This window comes from Roseateles sp., from assembly GCF_036404855.1.
Taxonomy (GTDB): Bacteria; Pseudomonadota; Gammaproteobacteria; order Burkholderiales; family Burkholderiaceae_C; genus Pelomonas.
In genome coordinates this window covers 1-21,501 of record NZ_DASWYS010000168.1, presented here as the reverse complement: position 1 = coordinate 21,501, position 21,501 = coordinate 1, and the positions used below count along the sequence as shown (strand labels likewise).

Annotated in this window: 19 protein-coding genes; 8 read left to right on the top strand and 11 right to left on the bottom strand. The window is 64.2% G+C overall.

Annotation, left to right across the window (positions count from 1 at the left end; all coding sequences use genetic code 11):
- Positions 1-39: 39 nt before the first annotated feature.
- From VGF12_RS11145 to VGF12_RS11125, 5 genes are all read right to left on the bottom strand, one after another.
- Positions 40-792, bottom strand: coding sequence for an autoinducer binding domain-containing protein (locus VGF12_RS11145; RefSeq protein ID WP_331176109.1), 753 nt, complete (start codon positions 790-792; stop codon positions 40-42).
- Between the two features lies 1 nt (position 793).
- Entirely contained in the window at positions 794-1,237 is a 444-nt protein-coding gene (locus tag VGF12_RS11140; protein WP_331176108.1) for a hypothetical protein, read from the bottom strand.
- 524 nt (positions 1,238-1,761) lie between these two features.
- Complete coding sequence (locus tag VGF12_RS11135; protein WP_331176107.1) at positions 1,762-1,992, bottom strand: helix-turn-helix transcriptional regulator; 231 nt, start codon at positions 1,990-1,992, stop codon at positions 1,762-1,764.
- A gap of 98 nt (positions 1,993-2,090) precedes the next feature.
- Complete coding sequence (locus tag VGF12_RS11130) at positions 2,091-2,342, bottom strand: helix-turn-helix domain-containing protein (RefSeq protein WP_331176106.1); 252 nt, start codon at positions 2,340-2,342, stop codon at positions 2,091-2,093.
- A gap of 82 nt (positions 2,343-2,424) precedes the next feature.
- Positions 2,425-2,676, bottom strand: coding sequence for a helix-turn-helix transcriptional regulator (locus VGF12_RS11125; RefSeq protein WP_331176105.1), 252 nt, complete (start codon positions 2,674-2,676; stop codon positions 2,425-2,427).
- Positions 2,677-2,698: 22 nt separating this feature from the next.
- Here VGF12_RS11125 and VGF12_RS11120 point away from each other — a divergent pair, with 22 nt between their 5' ends.
- The 5 genes from VGF12_RS11120 to VGF12_RS11100 all read left to right on the top strand — a co-directional run bounded on the left by VGF12_RS11120 (position 2,699) and on the right by VGF12_RS11100 (position 10,751).
- Complete coding sequence (locus VGF12_RS11120) at positions 2,699-3,649, top strand: transposase (protein ID WP_331176104.1); 951 nt, start codon at positions 2,699-2,701, stop codon at positions 3,647-3,649.
- An 11-nt stretch (positions 3,650-3,660) separates the two neighbouring features.
- Positions 3,661-4,146: a sigma-70 family RNA polymerase sigma factor gene (locus VGF12_RS11115; protein ID WP_331176103.1), complete on the top strand. Its 486-nt coding sequence runs from the start codon at positions 3,661-3,663 to the stop codon at positions 4,144-4,146.
- Positions 4,143-5,207, top strand: coding sequence for a FecR family protein (locus tag VGF12_RS11110; protein WP_331176102.1), 1,065 nt, complete (start codon positions 4,143-4,145; stop codon positions 5,205-5,207). Before VGF12_RS11115 ends, VGF12_RS11110 begins: the two co-directional genes overlap by 4 nt.
- Positions 5,208-5,284: 77 nt before the next feature.
- Positions 5,285-8,320, top strand: coding sequence for a TonB-dependent receptor (locus VGF12_RS11105; protein ID WP_331176101.1), 3,036 nt, complete (start codon positions 5,285-5,287; stop codon positions 8,318-8,320).
- Positions 8,321-8,420: 100 nt separating this feature from the next.
- Positions 8,421-10,751, top strand: coding sequence for a hypothetical protein (locus VGF12_RS11100; protein ID WP_331176100.1), 2,331 nt, complete (start codon positions 8,421-8,423; stop codon positions 10,749-10,751).
- Positions 10,752-10,762: 11 nt separating this feature from the next.
- Here the strand turns inward: VGF12_RS11100 and VGF12_RS11095 are convergent, their stop codons facing one another.
- The 4 genes from VGF12_RS11095 to VGF12_RS11080 form a co-directional block, all read right to left on the bottom strand.
- Entirely contained in the window at positions 10,763-12,475 is a 1,713-nt protein-coding gene (locus tag VGF12_RS11095) for an ABC transporter ATP-binding protein (RefSeq protein ID WP_331176099.1), read from the bottom strand.
- A 67-nt stretch (positions 12,476-12,542) separates the two neighbouring features.
- Entirely contained in the window at positions 12,543-14,372 is a 1,830-nt protein-coding gene (locus tag VGF12_RS11090; protein WP_331176098.1) for an asparagine synthase C-terminal domain-containing protein, read from the bottom strand.
- Between the two features lie 12 nt (positions 14,373-14,384).
- A complete protein-coding gene (locus VGF12_RS11085; protein WP_331176097.1) occupies positions 14,385-15,116 on the bottom strand; it encodes a lasso peptide biosynthesis B2 protein in 732 nt (243 codons plus the stop codon).
- Between the two features lie 61 nt (positions 15,117-15,177).
- On the bottom strand, positions 15,178-15,303 hold the full coding sequence (locus tag VGF12_RS11080; RefSeq protein ID WP_331176096.1) for a rubrivinodin family lasso peptide: 126 nt from the start codon (positions 15,301-15,303) through the stop codon (positions 15,178-15,180).
- A 302-nt stretch (positions 15,304-15,605) separates the two neighbouring features.
- Here VGF12_RS11080 and VGF12_RS11075 point away from each other — a divergent pair, with 302 nt between their 5' ends.
- Positions 15,606-16,592, top strand: a complete 987-nt coding sequence (locus VGF12_RS11075) for a hypothetical protein (protein ID WP_331176095.1) — start codon at positions 15,606-15,608, stop codon at positions 16,590-16,592.
- A gap of 79 nt (positions 16,593-16,671) precedes the next feature.
- Here VGF12_RS11075 and VGF12_RS11070 read toward each other — a convergent pair whose 3' ends face one another.
- The gene (locus VGF12_RS11070; protein ID WP_331176094.1) at positions 16,672-17,442 is read right to left on the bottom strand and encodes a DNA alkylation repair protein; all 771 of its coding nucleotides are present in this window, start codon (positions 17,440-17,442) and stop codon (positions 16,672-16,674) included.
- Positions 17,439-17,933 carry a MarR family transcriptional regulator gene (locus VGF12_RS11065; protein ID WP_331176093.1) on the bottom strand — a complete coding sequence of 165 codons (495 nt, stop codon included), beginning with the start codon at positions 17,931-17,933 and terminating at the stop codon, positions 17,439-17,441. The genes VGF12_RS11070 and VGF12_RS11065 overlap by 4 nt, the downstream gene beginning before the upstream one ends.
- Before the next feature lie 179 nt (positions 17,934-18,112).
- Between VGF12_RS11065 and VGF12_RS11060 the strand changes: the two genes are divergently transcribed.
- Together VGF12_RS11060 and VGF12_RS11055 are read left to right on the top strand one after the other, a co-directional pair.
- Positions 18,113-20,248: a TonB-dependent receptor gene (locus VGF12_RS11060; RefSeq protein WP_331176092.1), complete on the top strand. Its 2,136-nt coding sequence runs from the start codon at positions 18,113-18,115 to the stop codon at positions 20,246-20,248.
- Positions 20,248-21,357 carry a PepSY-associated TM helix domain-containing protein gene (locus VGF12_RS11055; RefSeq protein WP_331176091.1) on the top strand — a complete coding sequence of 370 codons (1,110 nt, stop codon included), beginning with the start codon at positions 20,248-20,250 and terminating at the stop codon, positions 21,355-21,357. Before VGF12_RS11060 ends, VGF12_RS11055 begins: the two co-directional genes overlap by 1 nt.
- The last annotated feature ends 144 nt before the right edge of the window (positions 21,358-21,501 follow it).

The window sequence follows — 21,501 nt, the reverse complement described above, 5'->3', positions numbered from 1 at the left end:
GTTAGGCGCTGGATTCGCGCCCGAATCGCGATGCGCTCGTCAGATCACGCCGTACAGGCGGGCCACCCGCATTGCCGTCCGACGGTCCGGTGCGTTGAGCTTCGCGTTGACACGTTGGAACCAGCAGTCCACGGTCTGCGATTTCACGTTGGACGCGGCGGCGATCATCTTGCTGGTGTGGCCTGCCGCCTCGTGGCGAAGCAGGTCGATCTCCACAGGCGTCAGACGTGATCTTTCCAAGAGGTTCTCGCGAGCAGCTTGCAGCAGCCACTCGTGGATCTCCATTGCGAGGGCACGGGCAACGATCTGAATCAACCCCTGATCCTCGCGATCGAAGTGCCCAGGTTGGCTCGAACCGAGGATCAATACTCCGAAGCGTGCCGCCCCAAGGCTCGTGGGGGCTGGAACGATGATCGAGGACGCGAAACCCAGGGCCGATGACCTTTGGATGAACGCTTCTTCGCTGGGACGCACTGAGATCTCGGAGCCGTTGATGGGTGTTTGGTTTTCCAGCGCGTGCCTCAACCAGGGGTCTCCGTCGTGCCAGTCGATGCGCGAGTACTCGACGACCCACTGCGGGTCGCAGGCCAGAAGTGATCGGATCGAAGATCGTGACGCGTCATCCTTGATCGCGCTGAGGAAAACACCGGACCCGGCACCGATCATCCGGACGACCTGACAAAGCAACTCAAGCGCTTGCTCCGGGGTCGCGGCGCGGCGGATGCCTGGCAGAAGCGCCAGGATTCGCGCGGCATCGGTCGATGCGTCCTGCAGCACCGCTTGTGCGGTCATGTCAGACGGGCGTGCCGAAGAGCTCATGGCCGCGGCGGCGAAGCTGGTCGCACAGCAATGGATCCTCGAAACGGGTCGGCTCGATGTCGCACCAATGGTCGAAAGTCGACTCGTTCATGAAGACAGTCGCGTGGGCAGTTCGCGGTCCGATGATCGGGCAGGATCGCTTCTCGACGAACAATCCTGATGCGGTGCGGCTGATTGCGAACGCGACCGTGCCGTCAGTCGAGATCAGCAGGCATCTGCCGCTGCCAGGCTCGGTCCTGAAAAGTCCGACGTGCCAGTCAACCACTGCCTGACGTCGCTTCTGGGCCTGAAGGGCATAGCGCTTCGCGCCAAGAACCCGAGGCCCATCGATCGGGTCGAGCCGCTTGTGCGAGGCCCGAAAAACGGCGCAACGATGGGCGCGTTCGTCGGCGGAATCATCAGGTTCTTTCGAATCCATCCCCTGTCTCCCTGCGGGAACGCCAAGCTTCAACCGCTCTGTTGGCAGGTTTGAAGCAGCGTTTGAAAGGCCCCGAACGAATTGCAGACCGTTCTTGTGCGGTTGTCTAGATCAGGCGGTAGCGCAAGCAGGCAACGCGGATAAGCTCCGCTGAGGGGGCTCTGTGTTTTTCATCGGCCACTGCAGAGCCGAAGACCCGAACGCCCGCTTTGACGCTAAGTTATGTTCTCATGGGGAATAGGGTTTTCGATAGGTCGAAACATTCAAAGATCCGCCGTGCTCCTTCGTCCACTGGGGCCGAGTGACTTCTTTGGCCCAGTGCATCTTTACGATCTGTTTCAGTCGTCAGCGATCGGCGGCAGGTGTTTGCCTCACTGGGTCCGTACGCCAGCGTTTGACGCGCGCAAGGCGCGAGAAGTTATGCCGCCTTTGATACAGCCTCAGCGCCGTACCGACGCTGCCTGGCGTAGAGGGCGCAGCCTTCCCAGACGGATCGGACTGAAGGTAGATGCGTCGCCAGCGAATCAGCGAGCAGCCTTGGGGCGCGCCTTCAGCCAGGCGTCAATGTCGACCTTGCGCCATCCAATCGCGCGAGTGGTCAGCTGTACGGCCCCCGGGAAGGCGCCTCTGGAGATCAGGCGATAGATGGTCGATCTGCTGAGGCCGGTACGTTCGCGAACCTTTGCGAGCCTTTGGGTGTCAGCCGAGTCGCCATGGAGGCGGCTCACCACCGTTTCGGTACGGGATGCACTCATCGTTCGCTCCAGCGCCTGCATGCACGGAGCATAGGCATCCCGGGTTCACGACTGGCGTCTAGATTTGGACGTGAATACGGCTCTGGTATGACTCGCGGCTACGACTCGCGTTTGCTGCGCTTCACGATCGCACCCAGGACCTCGGCAGGATCTGCCTCAAGTGCTCTTGCGATCCGAATGAAGACTGCGAGGGTCGGCTGGGACTGACCGACTTCCAGGCGGGCGATGTACGAGCGGTGAACATCTGCCCGATGCGCGAGCTCTTCCTGATTGATATCAATGCGAGCACGGCGCGACTTGATCTCTGCGGCCGCAGCCTTGACTATGCGTGTGTCATGTTCCTTCCCCATGGGAAGGATGCTCGATTCATGGGCTCACATGTGCACCCGCATATCTGGTGCAAAAGCATGCCGCCGGCAGAAGCTCAACGAACTATCGCTCGCGCCTGCTCCGTCGCACGATCGATTGGACGAGCGCTGCCGCGTCAGTCTCGAGACCTTCTGCGATCCTCACAAGGACGGCAATCGTGGGCTGTGACCGGGCTATCTCGACTTTTGCGACGAAGGAGCGGTTCACGCCCGCACGATGAGCCAGCTCTTCCTGGCTGATATCCAGCTGTCCGCGAAGCGCCTTTATCTCCGCCGCAGCTGCCTTGATCACGCGAGAGTCCTGTGCCGTCCTCATGCCTAGGACTGTCTGAAAAGTGATGCATATATGCACCCGCATATATGGTACAAAGCGACCTCGGGTGATGACCCAATGGCGAAAGCAATTCCACGGCCCAGAGACGCATGCCTTTCATGTGTGTCTGCGTTCCAGATTGAGGAGTAGCGCAATGAGGAATCGTGATCCCAGCGTGCGGCGCGAGAGGTGGCTAAGCCACCCGCTGTGCCGCCGATACGCTGCAGTCGTGTTCAGCACCATTGCTAGGCTCTCGCCGCAGGGCGACGCATCGGAGAGCCGAACGATCTGTTGGGCGCTCGGCTGTTTGGCTAAAGGCGAGAGCGAGATCCTGGGTGTATGGAGCTTGGATGGCCTGTCCGCCATGCCAGCGGTGGTGTTCGCCGATCTGCACAATCGCGGCGTTGAGTTCCTCCGCTGTGGCCTCGGCGATCTCGGCGACTTCGAGGCGGAGTTCCAACGCGCGTTCCGGGGTGGCGCGGCATATCCGGCCATTGAGCAGGTGATCGCCGAAGCACTCGGCGCGGCGAGACCGATGGACCGGCCTGCCGTGGAGCAACTTCTTCGGGCCCGGCCTGATGATCCGAGCGGCGATCCGGCGGCTGTGTTTGCTGCCGAAATATCCAGCGAGGATCTTCGGCGAAAGTACCAGGCGATCCTGCAGCAGTGGGATGAAGCCGTAGCAGGATTTCAGCGGCTCTTTGCGCTGCCGGAGCCGTACCGTCAGTTGGCGAGCTCGCTGGATCGGACCGCGATCCGGATGCAGGAGCGCTTGGTGAGGGCGATCCGCCGGCATGGCCCGTTCGTTGATTCCGCTGATGTGTTCGATTATGTTGTTGATTGGCTGCTGCGGGCAGACCAACGACAGATGCGTGAAGCCGAAGCCGCGCACTTGGCGCGCGACGCTTTCGGATCGCAGTCCAGCCCACTCGCGCAGGGGCTTGGCGCGGCTGTAGGCACACCTACGTTGGCCTGAAGGGTATTGCCATGAACATCGACTGGCGGAAGGTATTCTCCGAAACGAAGGCCATGCTTTTGAGGCGTGGCCGTTCGGCGCAGGATGCGGAAGATTTCATGCAGGAAGCCTACATTCGCATGAGCGCCTTCGCGAAAGCGAATCGCATCGACAATCCGAAGGCCCTATTCATGAAGACGGCTCTCAATCTCTCCATCGATGCGCACCGGATCAAACAATCTCGTGGTGATGAGGTTCAGCCAGAGGATGTGGAGATCATTGACCCACAGCCGAGCATTGAGGCCGGCGTTCTTGGCCGAGAGCGCATCGAGCGCATGGATGTTTGCCTGGGACGCCTTGATGGTCGGGCGCGGCAGATGGTCTTGGAGTATCACGTGCACGGTCTGACGTTCAAGGAGATTGCGCGCAAGCATGGTCTGAACGGCAGCACGGTTCACCATCAAGTGTCGACAGCAATGTTCAAGATTGCAGGTTGGATGCATGGCTGGTATCCATGAGCCGTCCTGAACCAGGCGCTGACGGTGGCCAGAGCTCCCATGGCCGAGAGAAGGTGACAGCCGAGATTGCCGCCGAGGCTGCGGCGTGGATTGCGAGCCTTCACGGGCCAGACCGCAGTCCGGAGATGGAAGATGACTTCCGCGCCTGGCAAAAGCTGTCGCCGGCCCACCGCGAGGCCTTTGAGAAGATGACGGACATCTGGCAGGCCATCCCGGGTACTCAGGCTGCACAGGCTTTCGCGCGGGCGACAGAACGAGAGAACCAAAGAGTCAAGCGCAGCCGCAGCGCGGCTTGGCGTTGGGGAGGGGCGGCAGGACTGGGTCTGCTTGTCGCTGCCAGTGCGATCCTGTTCCAACAATGGCGCGAGCAGTACCACTATGTCACCGCAGTTGGGGAGCAACGCTCGGTCGTGCTTGAAGATGGCACGCGACTGCTCTTGAACACCGCCTCCGATGCACGCATAGATTTCGGCTCGAAGCAGCGGACAGTGCAGGTCAATGCAGGCGAAGCACTGTTCGAGGTCGCCAAGGATGCTTCGAGGCCTTTTGTCGTGCGCGTCGCCGACAGCGAGGTTGTTGCCGTCGGAACAGTGTTCTCGGTCCGCTTCTCTGATGGGCCGAAGAAGGCTGATGAGCTCACGGTGACCCTCATCGAGGGCCAGGTGGATGTGCGTCAGGCAGCCGGGGGAGGGGGCGGCCGTGCTCCTCAACAGGCTGTGAAGCTCAAGCCCGGCGATCGGTTGACTCTCCAACACTCAACCCACCTGGCTGAGCTCGCAGTCGAATCAAAGTTGGATCGACCAAACATGGATCGCGTCACGGCCTGGCAGCGTCGCGAGGCCGTCTTCGACGCTACACCGCTTGCCGATGCCGTCGCGGAGTTCAATCGCTACAGCCGAACACAGATCGTGTTGTCCAGCGAGGTCAGTGAAGCGAAGCACCTCATCAGCGGCGTCTACAGGACCGGGGACAGCGAAGCGTTCGCCCATGGGTTGGCACTGCTCTACGGTCTGAATGTGCACGAAGTGGGCGGACGACTGGAGCTCCAGAAAATCCGTTAGGGCAAGCACGGGCCGATTTCGCTCTCGACAAACCCGTCGTTCTGTTGTCACTCCGACGTCAACAGAAAAGGTACGAGATGTTCAAAGCGCCGAATGCCAACGACCGCCACCCAGCGCGCTGGCTGTCCGTTCCGATCGCGACTTTCATTTGGATGGGTTGTGGTGCGGCCGACGCCGCCGAGCCAGTACTTGCTGCGCGTTATCAGATCGAACAGCCCTCTCAGGATGTGGCCGACGCACTGCGAGCCATCGCGCGTGCGACCGGGACTTCTGTGATCTTCGATGCGCGGGCTGTTGCAGGTCGGACGGCGAAGCCGGTGTCCGGAAGCCTGTCGGGCGCTGAAGCCATCGCCATTGCCATCAAAGGATCAGGTCTTGAATCCCAGATCGCTCGGGATGGCGCCGTGATCGTGCGGCCCGCCGCATCGCCCGCCGCTACGCCTCCGGCGCCCGCGGGCAGTGGGTCTGCGCCCGATCGCACGGGTGCTGCAGCGCCGCCAAGGTCCTCGATCCAGGCGTCAGCTGAAGACGATTCGACGAACTTCCCGAAGTCCTTGGCCGACAACCGTGAGAGGAGCGATGGCGAGGCCGAGATCTTGCGGTACACGCGTGTCGAAGTCACTGGTTCTCGACTGCGGCGGGTCGATGCCGAGGGACCTGCACCCGTCAACGTCTACACGGCGAAGGACATTGAGAAGAGCGGGCAGCCCAGTTTGCATCGTTTTCTGACCAGCCTCACGGAGGTCTCGGTGTCGACGGGCGAAGGCGGATTCAGCCGCACAGCGGGGCAGGGTACCGTCCAACTGCGTGGCTTGCCGCTTGGATCGACCCTCGTCCTGCTCAATGGACGCAAGCTGCAGGCGGTCGGATCGTCAACGGGCTCCGTCTTCAACCTCAACCTCATCCCATTGGCAGCCATCGAACGGGTCGAAGTCGTGCCTTCTGGATCTTCCGCCGTCTACGGCGGTGATGCGCTGGCAGGCGTGATCAATGTCATCCTCAAGAAGTCGATGGATGGGCAATCGCTGGCTGCCCGATTGGGGTCCGGTCGCGGCTTCGGTGACGGCAGCGTGTCCATTGCGACAGGGGGGCGCAGCAAGGATGGCAACTACCTGGTGGTCGGCTCGTTCAGCCGATCAACGCCGCTGACAGAGCGCGACAGGTCGTTCTTCAACAACCTGGATTTCCGCAGCATCGGTGGCAATGACGACCGCTCGCAGTACTGCTCACCGGGCAACGTCAGCAGCGTGAGCGGCAATCTGCCGGGACTGAACAGCAACGTGGCGGGCATTCCCCAGCTGGCGCCCGCTCAGATTCCCACTATTTCGGACTTCCAGGCCACCGCAGGCAACCGCAATCTCTGCAACCAGTACCTGACCGGCGGTGGCCTCTCATTGGTCCACGGCGACCAGAACATTGCATTGCATTCTCTCGCCGAGCATCGCATCTGGGGGAGTTGGAGTGCCTTTGCGGAAGGCATGTTCGTCAAGGACCGGATTGAAGGACCGGGACCGGGCGTGCTGCTGGCGAGTGTGTCGGTGCCGGCGAGCAACCTCTTCAATCCGTTCGGCGCCGCCGTTCGGGTCTCGTCCATGCTGGGGAACGAAAACGGGCACAGGAGCCTTTTGCGCGAGAGCCGCTTCTCCCGTGTGCTGGCGGGTGTCCGGGGCGAGCTGGCCTCGGACTGGGATGCCGAGCTGACCGTGTCCAGCAGCCAGGATCACGGAAACACGGTGTCGCGCAACGAACAGGTGAACTCGGCAGCGCTTTCTGCTGCCTTGGCCTCGACGAATCCGGCGACCGCATTCAACCCCTTCACCTCGGGACGTGCCGCGAGCGACGATGTGCTGCGAGGCATCCTCAGGGACACGACCCGGCGTGATCGCGGACGCAAGGATCAGGTCGGCGCCATCGTGCGAGGCAACCTGAGCGAGCTTTGGGCAGGGCCCGTGGACGTCGTTGTCGGTGCAGAAGCCGCGCGCGACTGGTACGACATGGTCGTCCCGGGGCAATCCGACACGCACGGCTACCGAAACAGCGCCGCGGCCTACGGCGAGCTGCGCGCGCCGCTGCTCGCGGCTCGCGAGGAGGGGGGCAAGAGCTGGGACAGAGTCGCGCTCACGCTGGCAAGCCGACGCGATCGCTACAGTGACTTCGGTTCAGCCACGACCTTTCAGGGCGGCCTGGAGGTGCGTCCGACCCGCAGCCTTCTGATCCGTGGCTCGGCGGCCGGCTCCTTCAAGCCACCATCGCTGCTGCAGACCAACGTCGTGGACATCGTCTACGACGCCGCAACCTTCAGTCTGTACGATCCCTTGCGCAATGCCGAGAGAGTGGCCGGCACGGTCGTTCGCACGACCAACAAGGACCTTCAGCCGGAACGCGGGCAGGCGCGTGGGATCGGTGTCGTATGGGAGCCTGAAGGCGGCCTGGGTAGTCGCTTCAGTGCCACGTACTGGCAGCTCAAGATCAGGTCGATGATTGCCCTGCTTTCAGCCGATACCGCGCTGGCTTATGAGGCTTCTTTCCCGACGTTCGTGACGCGCGGGCCCGCCGTGAACGGGCGACCAGGCGCGGTCACCAGCGTCAAGACGGCCGAGGTCAATTTCGGCCGCCTGGATACGGCGGGAACAGACCTGGACGCGTCCTATGTCTGGATGACGCCGGTCGGTCGTGTTGCGGCCGGGGTGGGCGCGACACGGGTCAACTCCTATCGCGTCCAGCTCGTCCCGGGAGCCGCGGTCGAGGATCGACTCGGCCGTCGGTTCAGTGACTTCTGGGCGCCGCGCTGGAAAGGGCGCGCGTCGCTGGGACTGGAGGGCGGCGCATGGAGTGTCGGCCTCACCAGCCGCTATCTGGGCTCGTACCTGAATGCAGGTACCAGTCAGATGAAGCTGGGTGACTACTGGGTCCACGACGTCGCCGGCAACCTGAACTTGAAGAAGCTGTGGCCCGAGTTGCTGCCGAGGTTCAAGGCGGCGACGTTCGGGGTCACGATCACGAACAGTACGGACCGCATGCCCCAGTACGTACCGGGGGCACCGAACTTCGACGTCACGCAGGCTGACTGGCGCGGCCGCTACCTCGCGGCGCGCCTCTCGCTGGACTGGTAGCCGCAGCCTGCGGCCTGACCGTCCACCAAGGTTTCCCCAACTGAATCATCACCGCCTGCTTGTGAGCAGGTGGGTGAGCTACGCATTCCCGAGACCATTCATGCGCCTCCTTCTCCTTGCGCCCGTCAGCGCCCTCATAGGGATCGCCTCCTCCGTGGCGGCGATCCCGCCTTCGGAAGGCCCCTCCGTCCGCGACATCGTGGAATTCACGAAGATCGTTCAGCCCATGGACCAAAGCTCGGACGGGCTGCGCCGACAGGTGTCTCCTGATGGCAGTCGAGTGTTCTTCGTGACTCGGCGGTCTCACGTGGCGACCGACAGGAATCGATACGAGATCCAGCTGCTTGCCCTGGATCCAGTCCAGCTGAAGTCAGGGCACCCGGCCGCACCACGTACCGTGTTCACCTTCGAGTCTGATGATGACCACTTCCTTGAGGACATGGCCGTCAGGCAGGTCCGGTGGCATGACGATCGCACGCTATTGTTCATCGGCCGGATGGAAGATGGCGTCAACCAGGCCTACCGGCTCGACGTGCCGACAGGGCAGGTCACCCGGCTCACCCACGAGACCACGCCGGTGGTGTCCTTTGAGATCGATCGGGACCAGCGGCGAATGGTCTATGCCGTGCAGGTCCCGAATCCTCCGATGAAGGACGGGGCCAAGAGCATCGTGATCGGCAACCAGTCGTTCTGGTCGGTCAAGTGGGGGCAGCAGCGCTTGATATCGCAGCTGCGCAAGTACCGCTTCTATGTCGCCGACCTGGGTTCTGCCGCGAAGCCTCGGGCGCTTGGCGAGCCGTTCTTCGAGGCGAACATTGCCAAGCCGACGGTCAGCATCTCGCCGGACGGCCGCTGGGCGGTACTCCCCCACTACGACCGTGACCGGACACTGGCCTGGAGTCGCGAGTACCCGCTGCTCGGTGAAGTCGTCGCGAGATTCGCCAGGAACCTGGAGGCTGATCCGCTGAACTACTACTCCAACACAACGGCGAGAACGGCTCGCCGCATGACGGCCTGGCGGCTGGATGACGGTCACGAGCAGACCATCGTCGATGCACCTGACGACGCGATGCCAGGTTCTCCGCAGTACCGATCGGACCGGTTGTGGCAAGGCCAGGGTGAGTCGGTCGTGCTGGCTGGGACACATCTGCCGAAAGTTGCGGACGCAGGCGTTTCGACGGCCTCCCACGTGATCGAGTACTGGCCCGAGAGTAGACGCTGGCGGGTGATCGCCGAGATGGCCGGTCGGGTGGCTTCGGCCGTGCCAACTGCGGATGGTTTCGTGGTCGTTGACGGAGACAAGCGACGCCGCTTCAGGCGCCTGGACGCCGGCGGCTGGCGCGAGATCAACGATGTGGGGGCGCAGAAGGAGGCGGCCAGGTCTGCATGGGTTCCGAGAATTCAGCAGGCTCTGAACGAACCTCCGGATGTCGTCGCAGAAGGTCCGTCTGGCCAGGCCGTCCGGTTGACGCAGCTGAACCCCCAGTTCAGCGCCAAGACCTGGGGTGCCATGAAGACCTACGCCTGGAGTGATGCCAAGGGCCGGGAGTGGGTCGGAGGGCTGATGGGACGCGAGGGCGCTGCGGGTCAGGGCAGGCTTCCACTCGTGATCCAGAACTACACCTACGATCCGAAGAGCTTCTACCTGGACGGGCCGAACGCCCTCGGCGGTTTCAGCAGTGCCTACCCTGGCCGCGCTTTCGTGCGAGAGGGCATCCTCGTGCTGGCCATGTCGTACCAGCCTCGCAACGGAGCGATAGCGACCGATCGACACGGACGACTGGTCCAGTACTACGAGGGCGTGCGAGCTGCAGTCGACAGCCTCGTCAAGGATGGGCTGGTTGATCCCGCCAGGGTCGGCATCATTGGATTCAGCTACACGGGTGAACTCACATTGAACCTCGTCACGTTCTCGGACGTGCCGATTCGCGCCGCGACGCTGGCTGATGGCGACACGAACACGTTGTTCAACTATGCGGTCGGTTTCGGCTTTGGCTTCGGGCAGAACATGGAGACCGCGAATCGCGGGGTGCCCTTCGGGCCTACTCGTGACCAGTGGCTGCGCAACGATCCGGCATTGAACACCGATTGCGTTCGCGCGGCGCTTCGCATCGAGTCCTACGGTGCACCGGTCTATGGGAACTACGACATCTACGCGCTGCTCAGGCGCCAGTACAAGCCGGTTGAGATGGTGCTGATTCCCGGTGGCTTCCACTCATTGTCGGCTCCCAGCGAGCGAATGATCTCGCTTCAAGGAAACGTCGACTGGTACCGATACTGGCTGAAGGGGGAGCGGCGCACGACACCTTTCCTGGCCGGGGAAACAGCAGCCTCGCTGCAGGCTCAGTATGAGTCTTGGGATCAGATGGAGAAGATGAAGGTCGACGTCGATGCCAAACCCCGTTGTGCTCGCGAACCCAGCAGGGGATAGGCTCAGATGAGTCATCCCGTCTGTTGTCGCCACAGCTGCGCATAGAGGCCATTTTTCTCGAGGAGGTCGGCATGCCGCCCTCTTTCGCGGACCTGGCCATCGTCGATGACGACGACTTCGTCGGCATGCATGACCGTCGACAGCCTGTGAGCAATGAGGAGCGTTGTGCATCCAGCCGTCATCGTCCGCAGTTCCGCCATGACTTCCGCCTCGGTCTTGGCGTCGAGCATGGACGTCGGTTCGTCGAGCAGGTAGATCTTCGGCCGCCTGAGCATGGCGCGAGCAATGGCCAGTCGTTGACGTTCGCCGCCTGAGATTGTCTGGCCACGTTCGCCCAGCAAGGTGTCGTAGCCGTCAGGCAGTGCGCGAATTCGCCGGTGGATCTGTGCATGCGTGGCGGCTTGCTCGATGTCCTCGATGGGCGTGGCCTGCCGCCCCAGCGCGATGTTGTCCCGGACGCTGCCATGAAGCAGCCCGGCGTCCTGGGGAACGAGACCGAACATCGCGCGCAACTCATGCGTGGACATTGCCTCGATGGGCTGGCCATCGATCAGGATGCGTCCGGCCTGGGGTGTATACAGGCGAAGCAGCAGCCTGGCCAGCGAGGATTTGCCGCAACCACTGCGACCGACAATCGCTGTTGTGTGACCGGCCTGGATCTCGAGATCCAGGCCGCGTATGACAGGTTTGTTCGGGTCATATCCGAACTGCAGGTTCTCGATGCGCAGCGATGGCGCTGTCGATGGCGGATCCCAGGCCTTCCTGGGCGTCGCGGAGGACGGTTCTGCTGGATCGATTGGCGAGTCGAGGATGTCGAGCATCGGCTTGATGAAGCCGCTTGCGCGGGAAAAATCGCGGGCTGCGGCACCAAGCATCTCAAGCGGACGCACGATTTGCAGCATGTAGACGATCACGAGGACGAACCCACCCGTGGTCATCTGGCTGTTCGCCACAGCGGCCGATGCGATGGCAAAGCAGGCGCTCATGGCGACGGTGAAGACCATCGAGGCCGCGAGCGCACTCTGGGCGGTCAGTCGGTTGAACTGCAGCCAGCGTGTCATCAAGCGGGAGGAAGCGCCTGCAAGGGTGGCTTGCGCCTGCGCCCCGGCCCCGAAGCAGCGCAGCGTCTCGATGTTCGCGATGCCGTCGGCGAGTCGTCCGTAGGCGTCCAGGCTCGCTGCAGAAAGAGACTTGACGGCATCTCTCTGCCTGAGAACTCCAACGCCAAAGACCATCAGGTAGGCGGCCGATGCCGCGATGAAGACACCCAGGAGCGCGGGCAGCCGAAGCTGTACCAGGATGAAGGCCATGAGGATCAGCTCAACCAGGACTGGCACCATCGTGCCCGTGACGTGCGAAATGACGGTTCGCACGCCAACCGCGGCAAGCTCGGCGCTGTGCAGCAGCTCGCCGCTGCGGCGCTTGGCCAGGTCGCCGGTCCGCAGAAGGAGCAGATGCGCAAAGAACCGCTGTCTCAGGGACATCAGCACGCGTTGCTCGATCCGGCCTGACAACAGCGGCCGCACGTCAGAGGCCAGACGCCCTCCTGCCAGAACGAGCAGGTAGAACACACCGTGGATCAGCACGGTGCCGTTGCTGTCGGCGCTGCTCATGGACAGCACCGCCATTGCATCGACCAGGTGTTTGAGGGCGAGTGGGGCGGTGGCCGCAAGCGCGCCGCTGATTGCGACGACGACCAGCGTGCCGGCAAGCAAGAACAGCACCTCGCGGTCCGCGCTCTCTCGGATGAGGCGAAGGGCGGATCCCAGCTCTCTTGGTAGTGGCATCCGTTCACGCCGAGGGTCGCGCCTGGCCGGATGAACGCGTGGCGACGCGAAGCCACGTTTCGCATGCAATCCACGCATAGAACTCCGTGGCGCGTGTTGTGCTCGCGCCGAGCCTGTCGGCCAGCGCTGCTTCTGTTCGATGTCGGTCAAGCAATCCGTGTTTTGCCAGCAAGCCGTCCAGCAGCAGCTCGCGCACGAAGGCCAGGTTGCGTTGCAGGACCTTGGCGGAGTAGTTGCTCATCCTTCCCTTCGACCGGCGAGTTGCGATCTCCCGTGGCAGGAGATCGGCGAAGGTGGTGCGCGCCAGACCGCGGCCCCGACCACCCTGGGTCAGGACGTATGTGGGTGTCGACAGGCAGAGCTCGACGAGCGGCTGCGACATGAGGGGGTGAATGCGTTCTGGCGCTGCTTCCCGAAGGAGGTGGTTGTAGTAGTCGAAGGGGGTGATCACCATGCCCAGTTGATGGAACTTCCCAATAGGCAAATCTTGTGCGGCCAGCCAGCACGGATGGACGAACCTGGGGGCCGCTCGTGATGCCGCGTCCTTTGCATCGCGCTGCATCAGCGAAACGTAGCGGCCCGCGCCTTCGACCGGATTTCCTTGGAATCCTCGATCTGCCATCGCGTGATGCAGTGATTTCCAAAATGACACGCGGACCAGATGCGCGGCATCCAGCACTGCCCCGACGCAACCCCGGTCGAACCCGCGCAGCCTGAGATAGTCGGCCGCCGGCCATGTGCACTGGACCTCGAAGAAGAGCTGATCGCCTCCAGCGCCGTTCAGCACGGCGCTTGCGTGGTGCGCAGCGCAGACCTGCGCGTCGGCTTGACTTGTCCCCATGGAGCCGATGTAGTGGAAGGGGAGCGGTGTCCGGGCCACGTGGAGCAACTCCTCGAGCCGGAAGTCTTCGTCCACGGCGCGCTCGATCAGTGGCCTGCCATGTCGTTGCGCGCAAAGCCGCGCGTAGGCGCGCTCGTCGCCGCCGGGATCCCTGGAGTGGTAGTTCAGGCAAACGAAGTCGTGCAAAGGCTCATGGGCCGAGAGGATCCCCAGCAAGATGGAAGAGTCGACGCCGCCGGAGAGCCGCAGCACGAAAGACGCATAGGACGATGCCCAGCTATCCACGCAATCGGTGACGGTGTCACGCAGCAGCCGTGATGCTTCGGCGGGCGTCGCCGACGACGGCCGGCGACAAAACTCTGCCGCACTCCAGAGCATCGTTGGCGGATCGCTGGTTCGATCCACTGGCGCCAGCTCCCCGGCGAAGACCTGGGTCACGCCTTTCAGCGCGGTCGCGCGTCCACTCACCTGTCCGAGGATGATGTGCGCGGACAGCACCTCCCAATCCGGAGGAGGCGGGAGGGCATGCCGGAGCGCGACCAGGTCTTCGAGCCAGGAAAGAACCACGCGGATGCCTAGCATCTCAACGCGGTAGCAGGGCAGGGCACCGGTGGGGTCTCGCAGCACGCGGGCTTCGCCGTTGCGCGAGGGAAGAAAGGCGACGTATCGCCCCCAGAATCCGTCGACCAATGCGCGCCCGTCCGAGCTCGTGATCCGCCTGACGTCGGCATCGCTGAGCTCGAGGCCGGATTCGCCCGTCTGCATCCGAACACCGCGCCGGAAGAGTCGGCCCAGGATGACGCCCTGGTTGGCCGGCAGCAGGTGGGCATCGTTGATGCCCCTTGCGTTGCCCGTCATGTAGACCTTGTGGCCCGACATCTCGAAGACAGTGCACCAGGAGTCGCTCTCGAGGAGGGCCTGCTCCAGCTGTTCCGCTGCGCGTGACTGGACTTCGTCAGCAGGCGTCCAGCTGAAGGCGATGTAGCGGAACATGGCCGGTGGAACCTAGACCACGAGGATCGGCGTGTACGTGCGCACGTGCTCGCGAACGTCGTTGAGCACCACATGGCCGGTTTGCAGCCATGAATGCGCAGCGAACGGGCGGGTTCGGACCCCGATGACCCATTGGGCGAAAAGCCCTTCCGTGGCGAGGAATCGGAGCAAGGTCAACGAGTCTCGTAGGCACTGGTCATGCACGGTGAAGACGAAGGGACGCAGTCGCGTGTAGGACGACACTGCGTCGCGCAGATGGGCTGTGCTCGCGGCCCAGTCGCCCGAGCCAGCAGGCCTTCGCAAGAGGCCGATGCGGCTTTCGATCTCGGCCAGGCTGAGATGCTTGATCCAGTAGGTGGCGATCGTGAAGGCCCAGGCGAGGTTCATCGGACGCTGCCAGCCGATTCGAGGAGGGCGTACGCCGCACTCGATGTCGAGGCTTTCAAGCGGCTCCGCGAGAGGCGCGCATGGCGGTGCCGTGGTGCTCGCGTCTGACAGCATGTGCTGCGCTGCCAGCCTGTGCAGCCAGGATTCCAGGGGGCAACCTGCGGACGATGAATCTGAGGCGCCGCCTTCAGCGGGCCAGCCAGCAATGATTTCGGAGAGAGCCGCCTGTTGGTCGCCAGCGATGCCCACGTACTTGTCGCGCCGCAGGTCCAGCAAGATGACATGTCCGTCGTGGACGCATGCGCGCACATGGTCCGCGAGCCGATAGCGGCGCTGTGGGGACGTGGTCAGGCGCATGGGGTGTTCTCTGTTGAAGGCGCGCAGTCGGCCGCCTGCGCGCTTTCTCACCGCTGCTCAGTCAGGGCACCGGATACAGGAACGGAGCGGTTTCATTCGCTTCGTCTTCGATGCCTTGCTGCAGGCCCTTCGTCTGCTCCTTGGCATCGCCCAGGTCGACCATCTCCAGGTCCAGTTCGTCGCTCATGACGTTCTCCAGTTGAGTTGAGGACACGAATGCCATCGGTATTCACCTCTGGCGGGACAAAGATAGAGACATCCCTCCGACTCGAAAAGCAATTTCGTCGGTGTGCTTTGTGCGTTCGGGAGCATCCGCCGGCATGAGAGGGGCGTCGGCGCTGAGATTTCGGCCGATTGGGGTTCCCATCCGAGCCGGTCGACGGCATCGTGTCTGTTCGGACTGAAAGTTAGTTGCTCTCAGAGCCGAACGAAAGGGATCGCGTTCCAAGTTAGGGGGGGAAACTTCTTTGCCGCCTTCGTCATAGAGGTATGGAGCGCTCCATCATTGACGGCATGGTGGCGAGGGCCTGGCATGTGTATTGGCGGGCCGTGGTCGGGCGCGACCTTGTCGGCAGCGCATCACTCGTCAAGCAGATCCGCACACGGTTGCTTGGCGCGCATCAACTGCCCGGCCGCGAGCTTTTGTACTACTTGGTTCTGCCCGGGGAAATTCATCTGTTGTCGTTGCTGTCGGCGGGAGACTCAGCGGCGGCGCTTGGCAATGGCCTGTCGAACATGATCGCCAAGCGAGTCCGCGAGGCGGATGGAGCATTCGGGCCTGTTTTCTCGGGGCGATACCGGGCACAGCCGATCGACAGCGCCGATCAGTTGCTCAATGAAGTCCGCATGCTGGCCTGGAGGCCCGTGTCCACCGGATTGAGTGCTTCTCCAACGGCCTGTGGCTCAGCCGCCCTGAGGACCATCCTCGGACTGACCATGGCGGACGGGTTCCATGCAACCGCGCTGCTTGAACGCCTGGCAGTGACGGTGCCGCTGGGGCGCATCGCGCTCCGTCGAGCGATCGTCTCGAGACCTTCCGAGCACGAAGTCCTGCAGTGGGAGTTGACCAAGGGGATGGTGCCCGCCAGAGGAACGGTCGGTCCCGCCGGCGCTGTGGCGAGGCATGTCGGCGGCGCGGCAGCGACGCTTGTCGCAGCCAGCGTGGGCAAGAGCATTGACGGAGCGATCGCGTTGCTGGAGCTATGGGTGCAGACCCGATTGGGCTTGCATCCCGACCTGTCGCTGGCCGAACGGAAGGACTTCCAGGGCTCTCGAGGCCGCGCGCTTGTCGCCTGTCTGGCCGTGCAGTGTCGTCTGTGCTCGGCCGCATCTGTTGCGCGGCACTTCGGGCGGGCGAAGGCCACCCTCAGCGAGCGGATGGCTGCGATCCGAGAGAGTCCCGCGGATAGGGCGATTCTGGCCACACCCATGGACAAGATTGTTCGGGAGGCCGTGGAGCTCAGCGGCCAGCGGTGACCGGCCGACTGTCCGTGCGCTTGTGCCGACTCGTTGTCGGATCGGCCAAGACGCAGATTGATTCGCCTTCACCTGCCCTCTACCCGAGACTGCGCAGGGCGCGCTGGGATATGCGATGGGTGCTCGCAGCGGCAGTGGTCCGCAGCCATAGGGCACACAGGTCGCGGACCCAGTCGGGCCGGTCCTTCGCAGCGTCGTTCAGCCAGTTGGCCACCGAGTCTTGCACGTAGATGGAGGGATCGGCTCGCAAGGGCGACAGGATGGGTAGCGCCTGCTCAGGCTCGCGCTTGAGTGCTGCGATATGGGCGCACCACACGCCGCGAGGGCGCAGGGCTTCGCTCGCATAGCGGCGCAGGCGCTCGGATGGCTCTGTCGTCCACTGAGCCAGCAGGACAATGGATGTCTCGAGATCCTGCGCCAGGTGCGGGCGCATGGCCAACCATGCCCATTCGCGAACGCCAAAATGCGCGTCGTCAGCCAGTGGCCGGATGGCGGCCAGCCGCGCCTGCAGATCGAGACCGGGCCGGGCTCCGATCATGAAGCACGCCCAGCCGCGCACCGTGTCTGCCCCGTGCGACCGGCATCGCTCGATGGCGGCCTCGCCCATCTCGTCCAGCAGCACCGCGGCGATGCCGGCCATGCGCTTGAGGACGCCGAGTTCGCAGGCGGTGGAGACTTCCTCCAGCGCCCGGGTGCGAAGGTCGGGGAAGACCGTTCGGACCAGCTCGGCCTGGTCGAGCGCCAGGCATTCGGCCAGGTTTGCGCTTTGGATTTCCCCACGCGACAAGGCCTGAAGCACGTCGGCGGGGATGTCTGTGGTTCGGGCTGCGCCTTTGCGGGCAGTGCTCATGGTGCAGCGCCCCCGAGATTGGCGGCCACCTTGTCCAGCAGCGTCGCCAACTGCGTCCTTTCCGGTGTCGACAGGTTGCCGTAGAGACTCGCGATCCAGCGGCCATGCTGCGTGAGCACGGCCTCGGCGACACGCCGCCCCTTGCGCGTGAGCTGGATGCACAGTGCACGCCGGTCCTTGGCATCCGCTTGCCGCTCGATGAGCGCTTCGCGCTCCAGTCCGTCAAGCAGTCCCGTGACGGTGGCGCGGGTGACGCCCGCCCGGTCGGCGAGGGCGTTGGGCGCCAGTCCGGCCGGCTCGGCATTGAGCAGGAACAGCAGGACGAAACGCCCTTCAGAAAGGCCGTGCGGCGCCAGAAGGGCTGCGCACTCTCGGTCGATACCCGTGGCGAGAGACAGCGTCTGGAAGCACAGGCGAATGCCTTCGAGATCGGGCATCTCACGCCGCTGTGCTTCGCGTATCAGCGCCAGGTACTTTTGTTCCAGCTCCATTGGTGTGTCGGCAGATGATATGGCGGCTAATTATATGGACGCTCGCCGGGCATCCGGCTCCGACGCGCTCGTGGCGGACGGGAGGGGAGGTCTTGTTTTGTCTTTAATGAGACTGATTCGCATTTGCAGTTAACATTGCTTTGCATGGAGCACTCGCTCGCCAGCTGTCACCGTTCTCGATGTCCTTCGCTTTCCCGGCCGCCACCTTCCGCCTCAGCCCGCTCGCGCTGGTCCTGTTGTCTGCATTCCCCGCCCTGGCCCAGCAGTCGTCCGACCCGCAACTGGAGCGCGTGGTTGTCACCGCCACCCGCGGCACCAAGGCCATCGACAAGATTCCCGGCGCTGTCGCGGTCATCACTGCGCAGGAGATCGAGACCCAGACGCTGGTCGCGGAGGACCTGAGTGCGGTTCTGTCGGTGCTCGCGCCATCTTTCGCGCCGTCGCGGCAGAAGATGACAGCCTTTGGCGAGTCCATGCGCGGGCGTACGGCGCTGCTGCTGTTCGACGGCGTGCCGCAGAGCAACCCGCTGCGCAATGGTGCTCGCGAGGGGTACTTCGCCGACCCCTCCCTCATCGAGCGCATCGAGGTCATTTCCGGGGCGTCCGCTGCCCAGGGGCTGGGTGCCACCGGCGGCATCATCAACTTCATCTCCCGGACGCCGCGCGAAACGGGCACCCGACACCGTGTCGAGCTGAAATACGGCACGCAAGGCCGCAGCGACGACGCCCTGTGGAAAGCCGGCTACACGCTGGAGCACAAAAGCAGCTTCGACGCGCTGCTGCATGTCGGCGCGACGTTGCGCGGGGTGGGCGTGGACGGCGACGGCCGCCGGCTCGGCCTGGAAGCCGTGCAGGGCGATACCCAGGACTCGAAGGCCGGCGACGTCTTCTTCAAGCTTGGCCACGACTTCGGCGCCCAGCGCATTCAGCTGTCGTTCAACAAGTTCCGCCTGGAGGGGGAGGGCGACTGGAAGCCGGTTCCCGGCAACCGCGTTGCCGGCCAACTCACCGGTGCCACCCCCGGCACGCCAGTTGGCAAGCCGCCGCGCAACGACGTGCGCACCATGTCGCTGGACTGGAGCCACAGCGACCTGGCCGGCGGCCAGGCGCGCGCCCAGGTCTACAAGCAGGACTTCGCCGCCCTGTACGGCGCGACGGCCGCGACCACCTTCCAGGACTTGCGCATTGCGCCGCTGGGCCAGCTCTTCGACCAATCCGAGGTCGTTGCCGACAAGGCCGGCGTCAAGCTGAGCTGGACCCGTCCCGATCTGCTCGTCGAGGGGCTTGAGCTGACCACCGGCCTGGACTGGCTGAAGGACACATCCCAGCAGCGCCTGGCGCTCACCGACCGCACGTGGGTGCCTCCGCTGAAGTTCACGAGCACGGCGCCTTTCGCCCAGCTCGAGTACGAGGTGGGGGCGTTGACCATCCGCGGCGGTGCGCGCCGGGAGAGCGCCAACCTCAGGGTCGACAGCTACCGGACGCTGGCCTACTACAAGGACACCGCCGTGCAGGGCGGCGAGCGCAGCTTCAACCAGTGGGTCAAGAGCCTGGGGGCGGTCTGGCGCCTGGGCGGTGGCTGGTCCACCTTCGTGGCCTACAACGAGGGCTTCGGCGTGCCGGATGCAGGCTTGGTGCTGCGGGCAGTCAACACGGCCAACCAGTCGGTGGACAAGCTGATCTCGCTGGAGCCCGTGGTCACAGACAACCGTGAAGTGGGTCTGGCCTGGCGCGGGCGCCTGGGCAGCTTCTCTGCGTCGGTCTACGACTCCCGCTCCGATCTAGGCTCCCAGATCCGCGTCGACGCGGCCACCGGCGTCGGCAGCGTGCTGCGCGTGCCAGTCCACGTGAAGGGCTTCGAGTTCAGCGGCGAAGTCAAGCCGCTGGCGGATTGGACGCTCAGCGCGAGCTATGCCCGCACCCGCGGCAAGACGGCGGCGCAGCCCGACGCGCCGCTGGACGTGAGCCTGGGGGCTCGCTCGCAGGGACCGGACAAGCTGGTGCTGGCCGCCGCCTGGCAGTTCGCGCCCAAGGGCAATGTGCGCCTGCAGGCCACGCGCCTGGCTTCGCGCCACATCAACACCGGCCGCGTGGTCGGCACCTCGAGGCTGGAGGAGAACTTCGAGGGCTACACGCTGGCCGACCTGGCGGCCACCTACGGCACGGCCTGGGGCGACTTCGGTGTCGGGGTCGAGAATCTGTTCGACCGGCAGTACGTCGGCTACTACTCGCAGGCCAATCCGGCAGGCACCAACGACGACTACTTCGCCGGACGGGGGCGCACCTTGACCGTCAGCTGGCGACGCAGCTTCTGATGCGCCGCTTCTGGCTGAAGCTGCACCGCTGGCTGGCGCTGGCGCTGGCCCTGCCGCTGCTCGTCGTGGCCCTGCTGGGCAGCAGCCTTGTCGTGCTCAAGCCGCTGGATCGCTGGCTCAATGCCGAGCTGTTCAGCGTGCCTGCGGGCGCGGCCGCACCCGACCTGCTGGAGCGCACGCGGCAGATACTGCGCGCCGAGTTCGGACCTGGCGCGTCCTTCGTGCTGCGCCCGCCGCGTGAACCGGGCGAGAGCCTGCGCGCGACGGTACGGGGCACTCCGTGGGAGGGTTTCGTCCACTTCGACCCCCGCGATGGCCGGGAACTGGGCCGCAGAGGCGAGCGCGAGGGGGCGTTCAACTTCGTTTTCGAACTGCACAGCTCGTTGCTGATGAATGAGACGGGCAAGCCGCTGCTGGCCGTGCTGGCCCTGGCCTACGCGGTCCTGCTGGTTGGCGGCCTGGTGCTTTGGTGGCCCAAGCGCTGGAAGCAGGGCTTTGCGCTGGTGCTGGACCGCGGGCTGTTGCGGGGGCTGTTCGACCTGCATCGCACCGGCGGCGCGGTGCTCGGCCTGCTCATCGCCGTGCCGGTGTTCAGCGGCGCCTACATGGCCTGGAAGCCGATTCCGCAGGCGGTGACGTCCATTGCCGGACAGGTGCCGCTGGCTCCGCCCAATGTGAGTGCGGGTGAGGGCGCTCGACCGCCTGTCGCGCTCGACATGCTGGTTGCGACCGCCAGGGCCCGTTTCGATGGGGCGCCAGCTGGCTACATCGCCGTGCCGGCAGTTGGGGCCAAGCCGGTGCGCGTGCGCCTGATCCTGGCTGACGACCCGCACCCGAACGGGCTGACCTCAGTCTGGATGCATCCGCTGACCGGCGCGCTGCTGCGGGTGGATCGCTGGAATGAACTGGACGCCGGCGCCCGCGCTAACAGTGTCATCTATCCGCTGCATACAGGGGAGCTCGGCGGCCTCGCGCTCGAGGTGGTGAATGCGCTGCTGGGGCTGGCCCTGGTGCTTCTCGGCGTGGCCGGGCTGTGGTTGTGGTGGCTGCGAAGGCGCCCGGAGAAGCAGCGCCCGCCGCGCGGGCGCAGGGATCTCGCCAAGGTGTAGCCGGGGCGCTGCATGGGATCCGCCCTTTGCCCATTGCTCTTTGCTCTTTCCGGCGGTCCTCATGAGAAGGGCTGCTGGCCTTCCCGGGAAGTCCGCCCATCTGAGGGAGCTTCATCCAGACGCACCCTGGTAGGGCAGCGTCGC

Coding starts and splice junctions, on each gene's coding strand:
- VGF12_RS11110 (WP_331176102.1), top strand. CDS start 4,143: ATGAGCCGTCCTGAACCAGGCGCTGACGGTGGCCAGAGCTCCCATGGC.
- VGF12_RS11070 (WP_331176094.1), bottom strand. CDS start 17,442: ATGAGCACTGCCCGCAAAGGCGCAGCCCGAACCACAGACATCCCCGCC.
- VGF12_RS11055 (WP_331176091.1), top strand. CDS start 20,248: ATGCGCCGCTTCTGGCTGAAGCTGCACCGCTGGCTGGCGCTGGCGCTG.
- VGF12_RS11100 (WP_331176100.1), top strand. CDS start 8,421: ATGCGCCTCCTTCTCCTTGCGCCCGTCAGCGCCCTCATAGGGATCGCC.
- VGF12_RS11105 (WP_331176101.1), top strand. CDS start 5,285: ATGTTCAAAGCGCCGAATGCCAACGACCGCCACCCAGCGCGCTGGCTG.
- VGF12_RS11075 (WP_331176095.1), top strand. CDS start 15,606: ATGGAGCGCTCCATCATTGACGGCATGGTGGCGAGGGCCTGGCATGTG.
- VGF12_RS11125 (WP_331176105.1), bottom strand. CDS start 2,676: ATGAGGACGGCACAGGACTCTCGCGTGATCAAGGCAGCTGCGGCGGAG.
- VGF12_RS11090 (WP_331176098.1), bottom strand. CDS start 14,372: ATGTTCCGCTACATCGCCTTCAGCTGGACGCCTGCTGACGAAGTCCAG.
- VGF12_RS11140 (WP_331176108.1), bottom strand. CDS start 1,237: ATGGATTCGAAAGAACCTGATGATTCCGCCGACGAACGCGCCCATCGT.
- VGF12_RS11065 (WP_331176093.1), bottom strand. CDS start 17,933: ATGGAGCTGGAACAAAAGTACCTGGCGCTGATACGCGAAGCACAGCGG.
- VGF12_RS11130 (WP_331176106.1), bottom strand. CDS start 2,342: ATGGGGAAGGAACATGACACACGCATAGTCAAGGCTGCGGCCGCAGAG.
- VGF12_RS11115 (WP_331176103.1), top strand. CDS start 3,661: ATGAACATCGACTGGCGGAAGGTATTCTCCGAAACGAAGGCCATGCTT.
- VGF12_RS11145 (WP_331176109.1), bottom strand. CDS start 792: ATGACCGCACAAGCGGTGCTGCAGGACGCATCGACCGATGCCGCGCGA.
- VGF12_RS11080 (WP_331176096.1), bottom strand. CDS start 15,303: ATGAGCGACGAACTGGACCTGGAGATGGTCGACCTGGGCGATGCCAAG.
- VGF12_RS11085 (WP_331176097.1), bottom strand. CDS start 15,116: ATGCGCCTGACCACGTCCCCACAGCGCCGCTATCGGCTCGCGGACCAT.
- VGF12_RS11120 (WP_331176104.1), top strand. CDS start 2,699: ATGCATATATGCACCCGCATATATGGTACAAAGCGACCTCGGGTGATG.
- VGF12_RS11060 (WP_331176092.1), top strand. CDS start 18,113: ATGTCCTTCGCTTTCCCGGCCGCCACCTTCCGCCTCAGCCCGCTCGCG.
- VGF12_RS11135 (WP_331176107.1), bottom strand. CDS start 1,992: ATGAGTGCATCCCGTACCGAAACGGTGGTGAGCCGCCTCCATGGCGAC.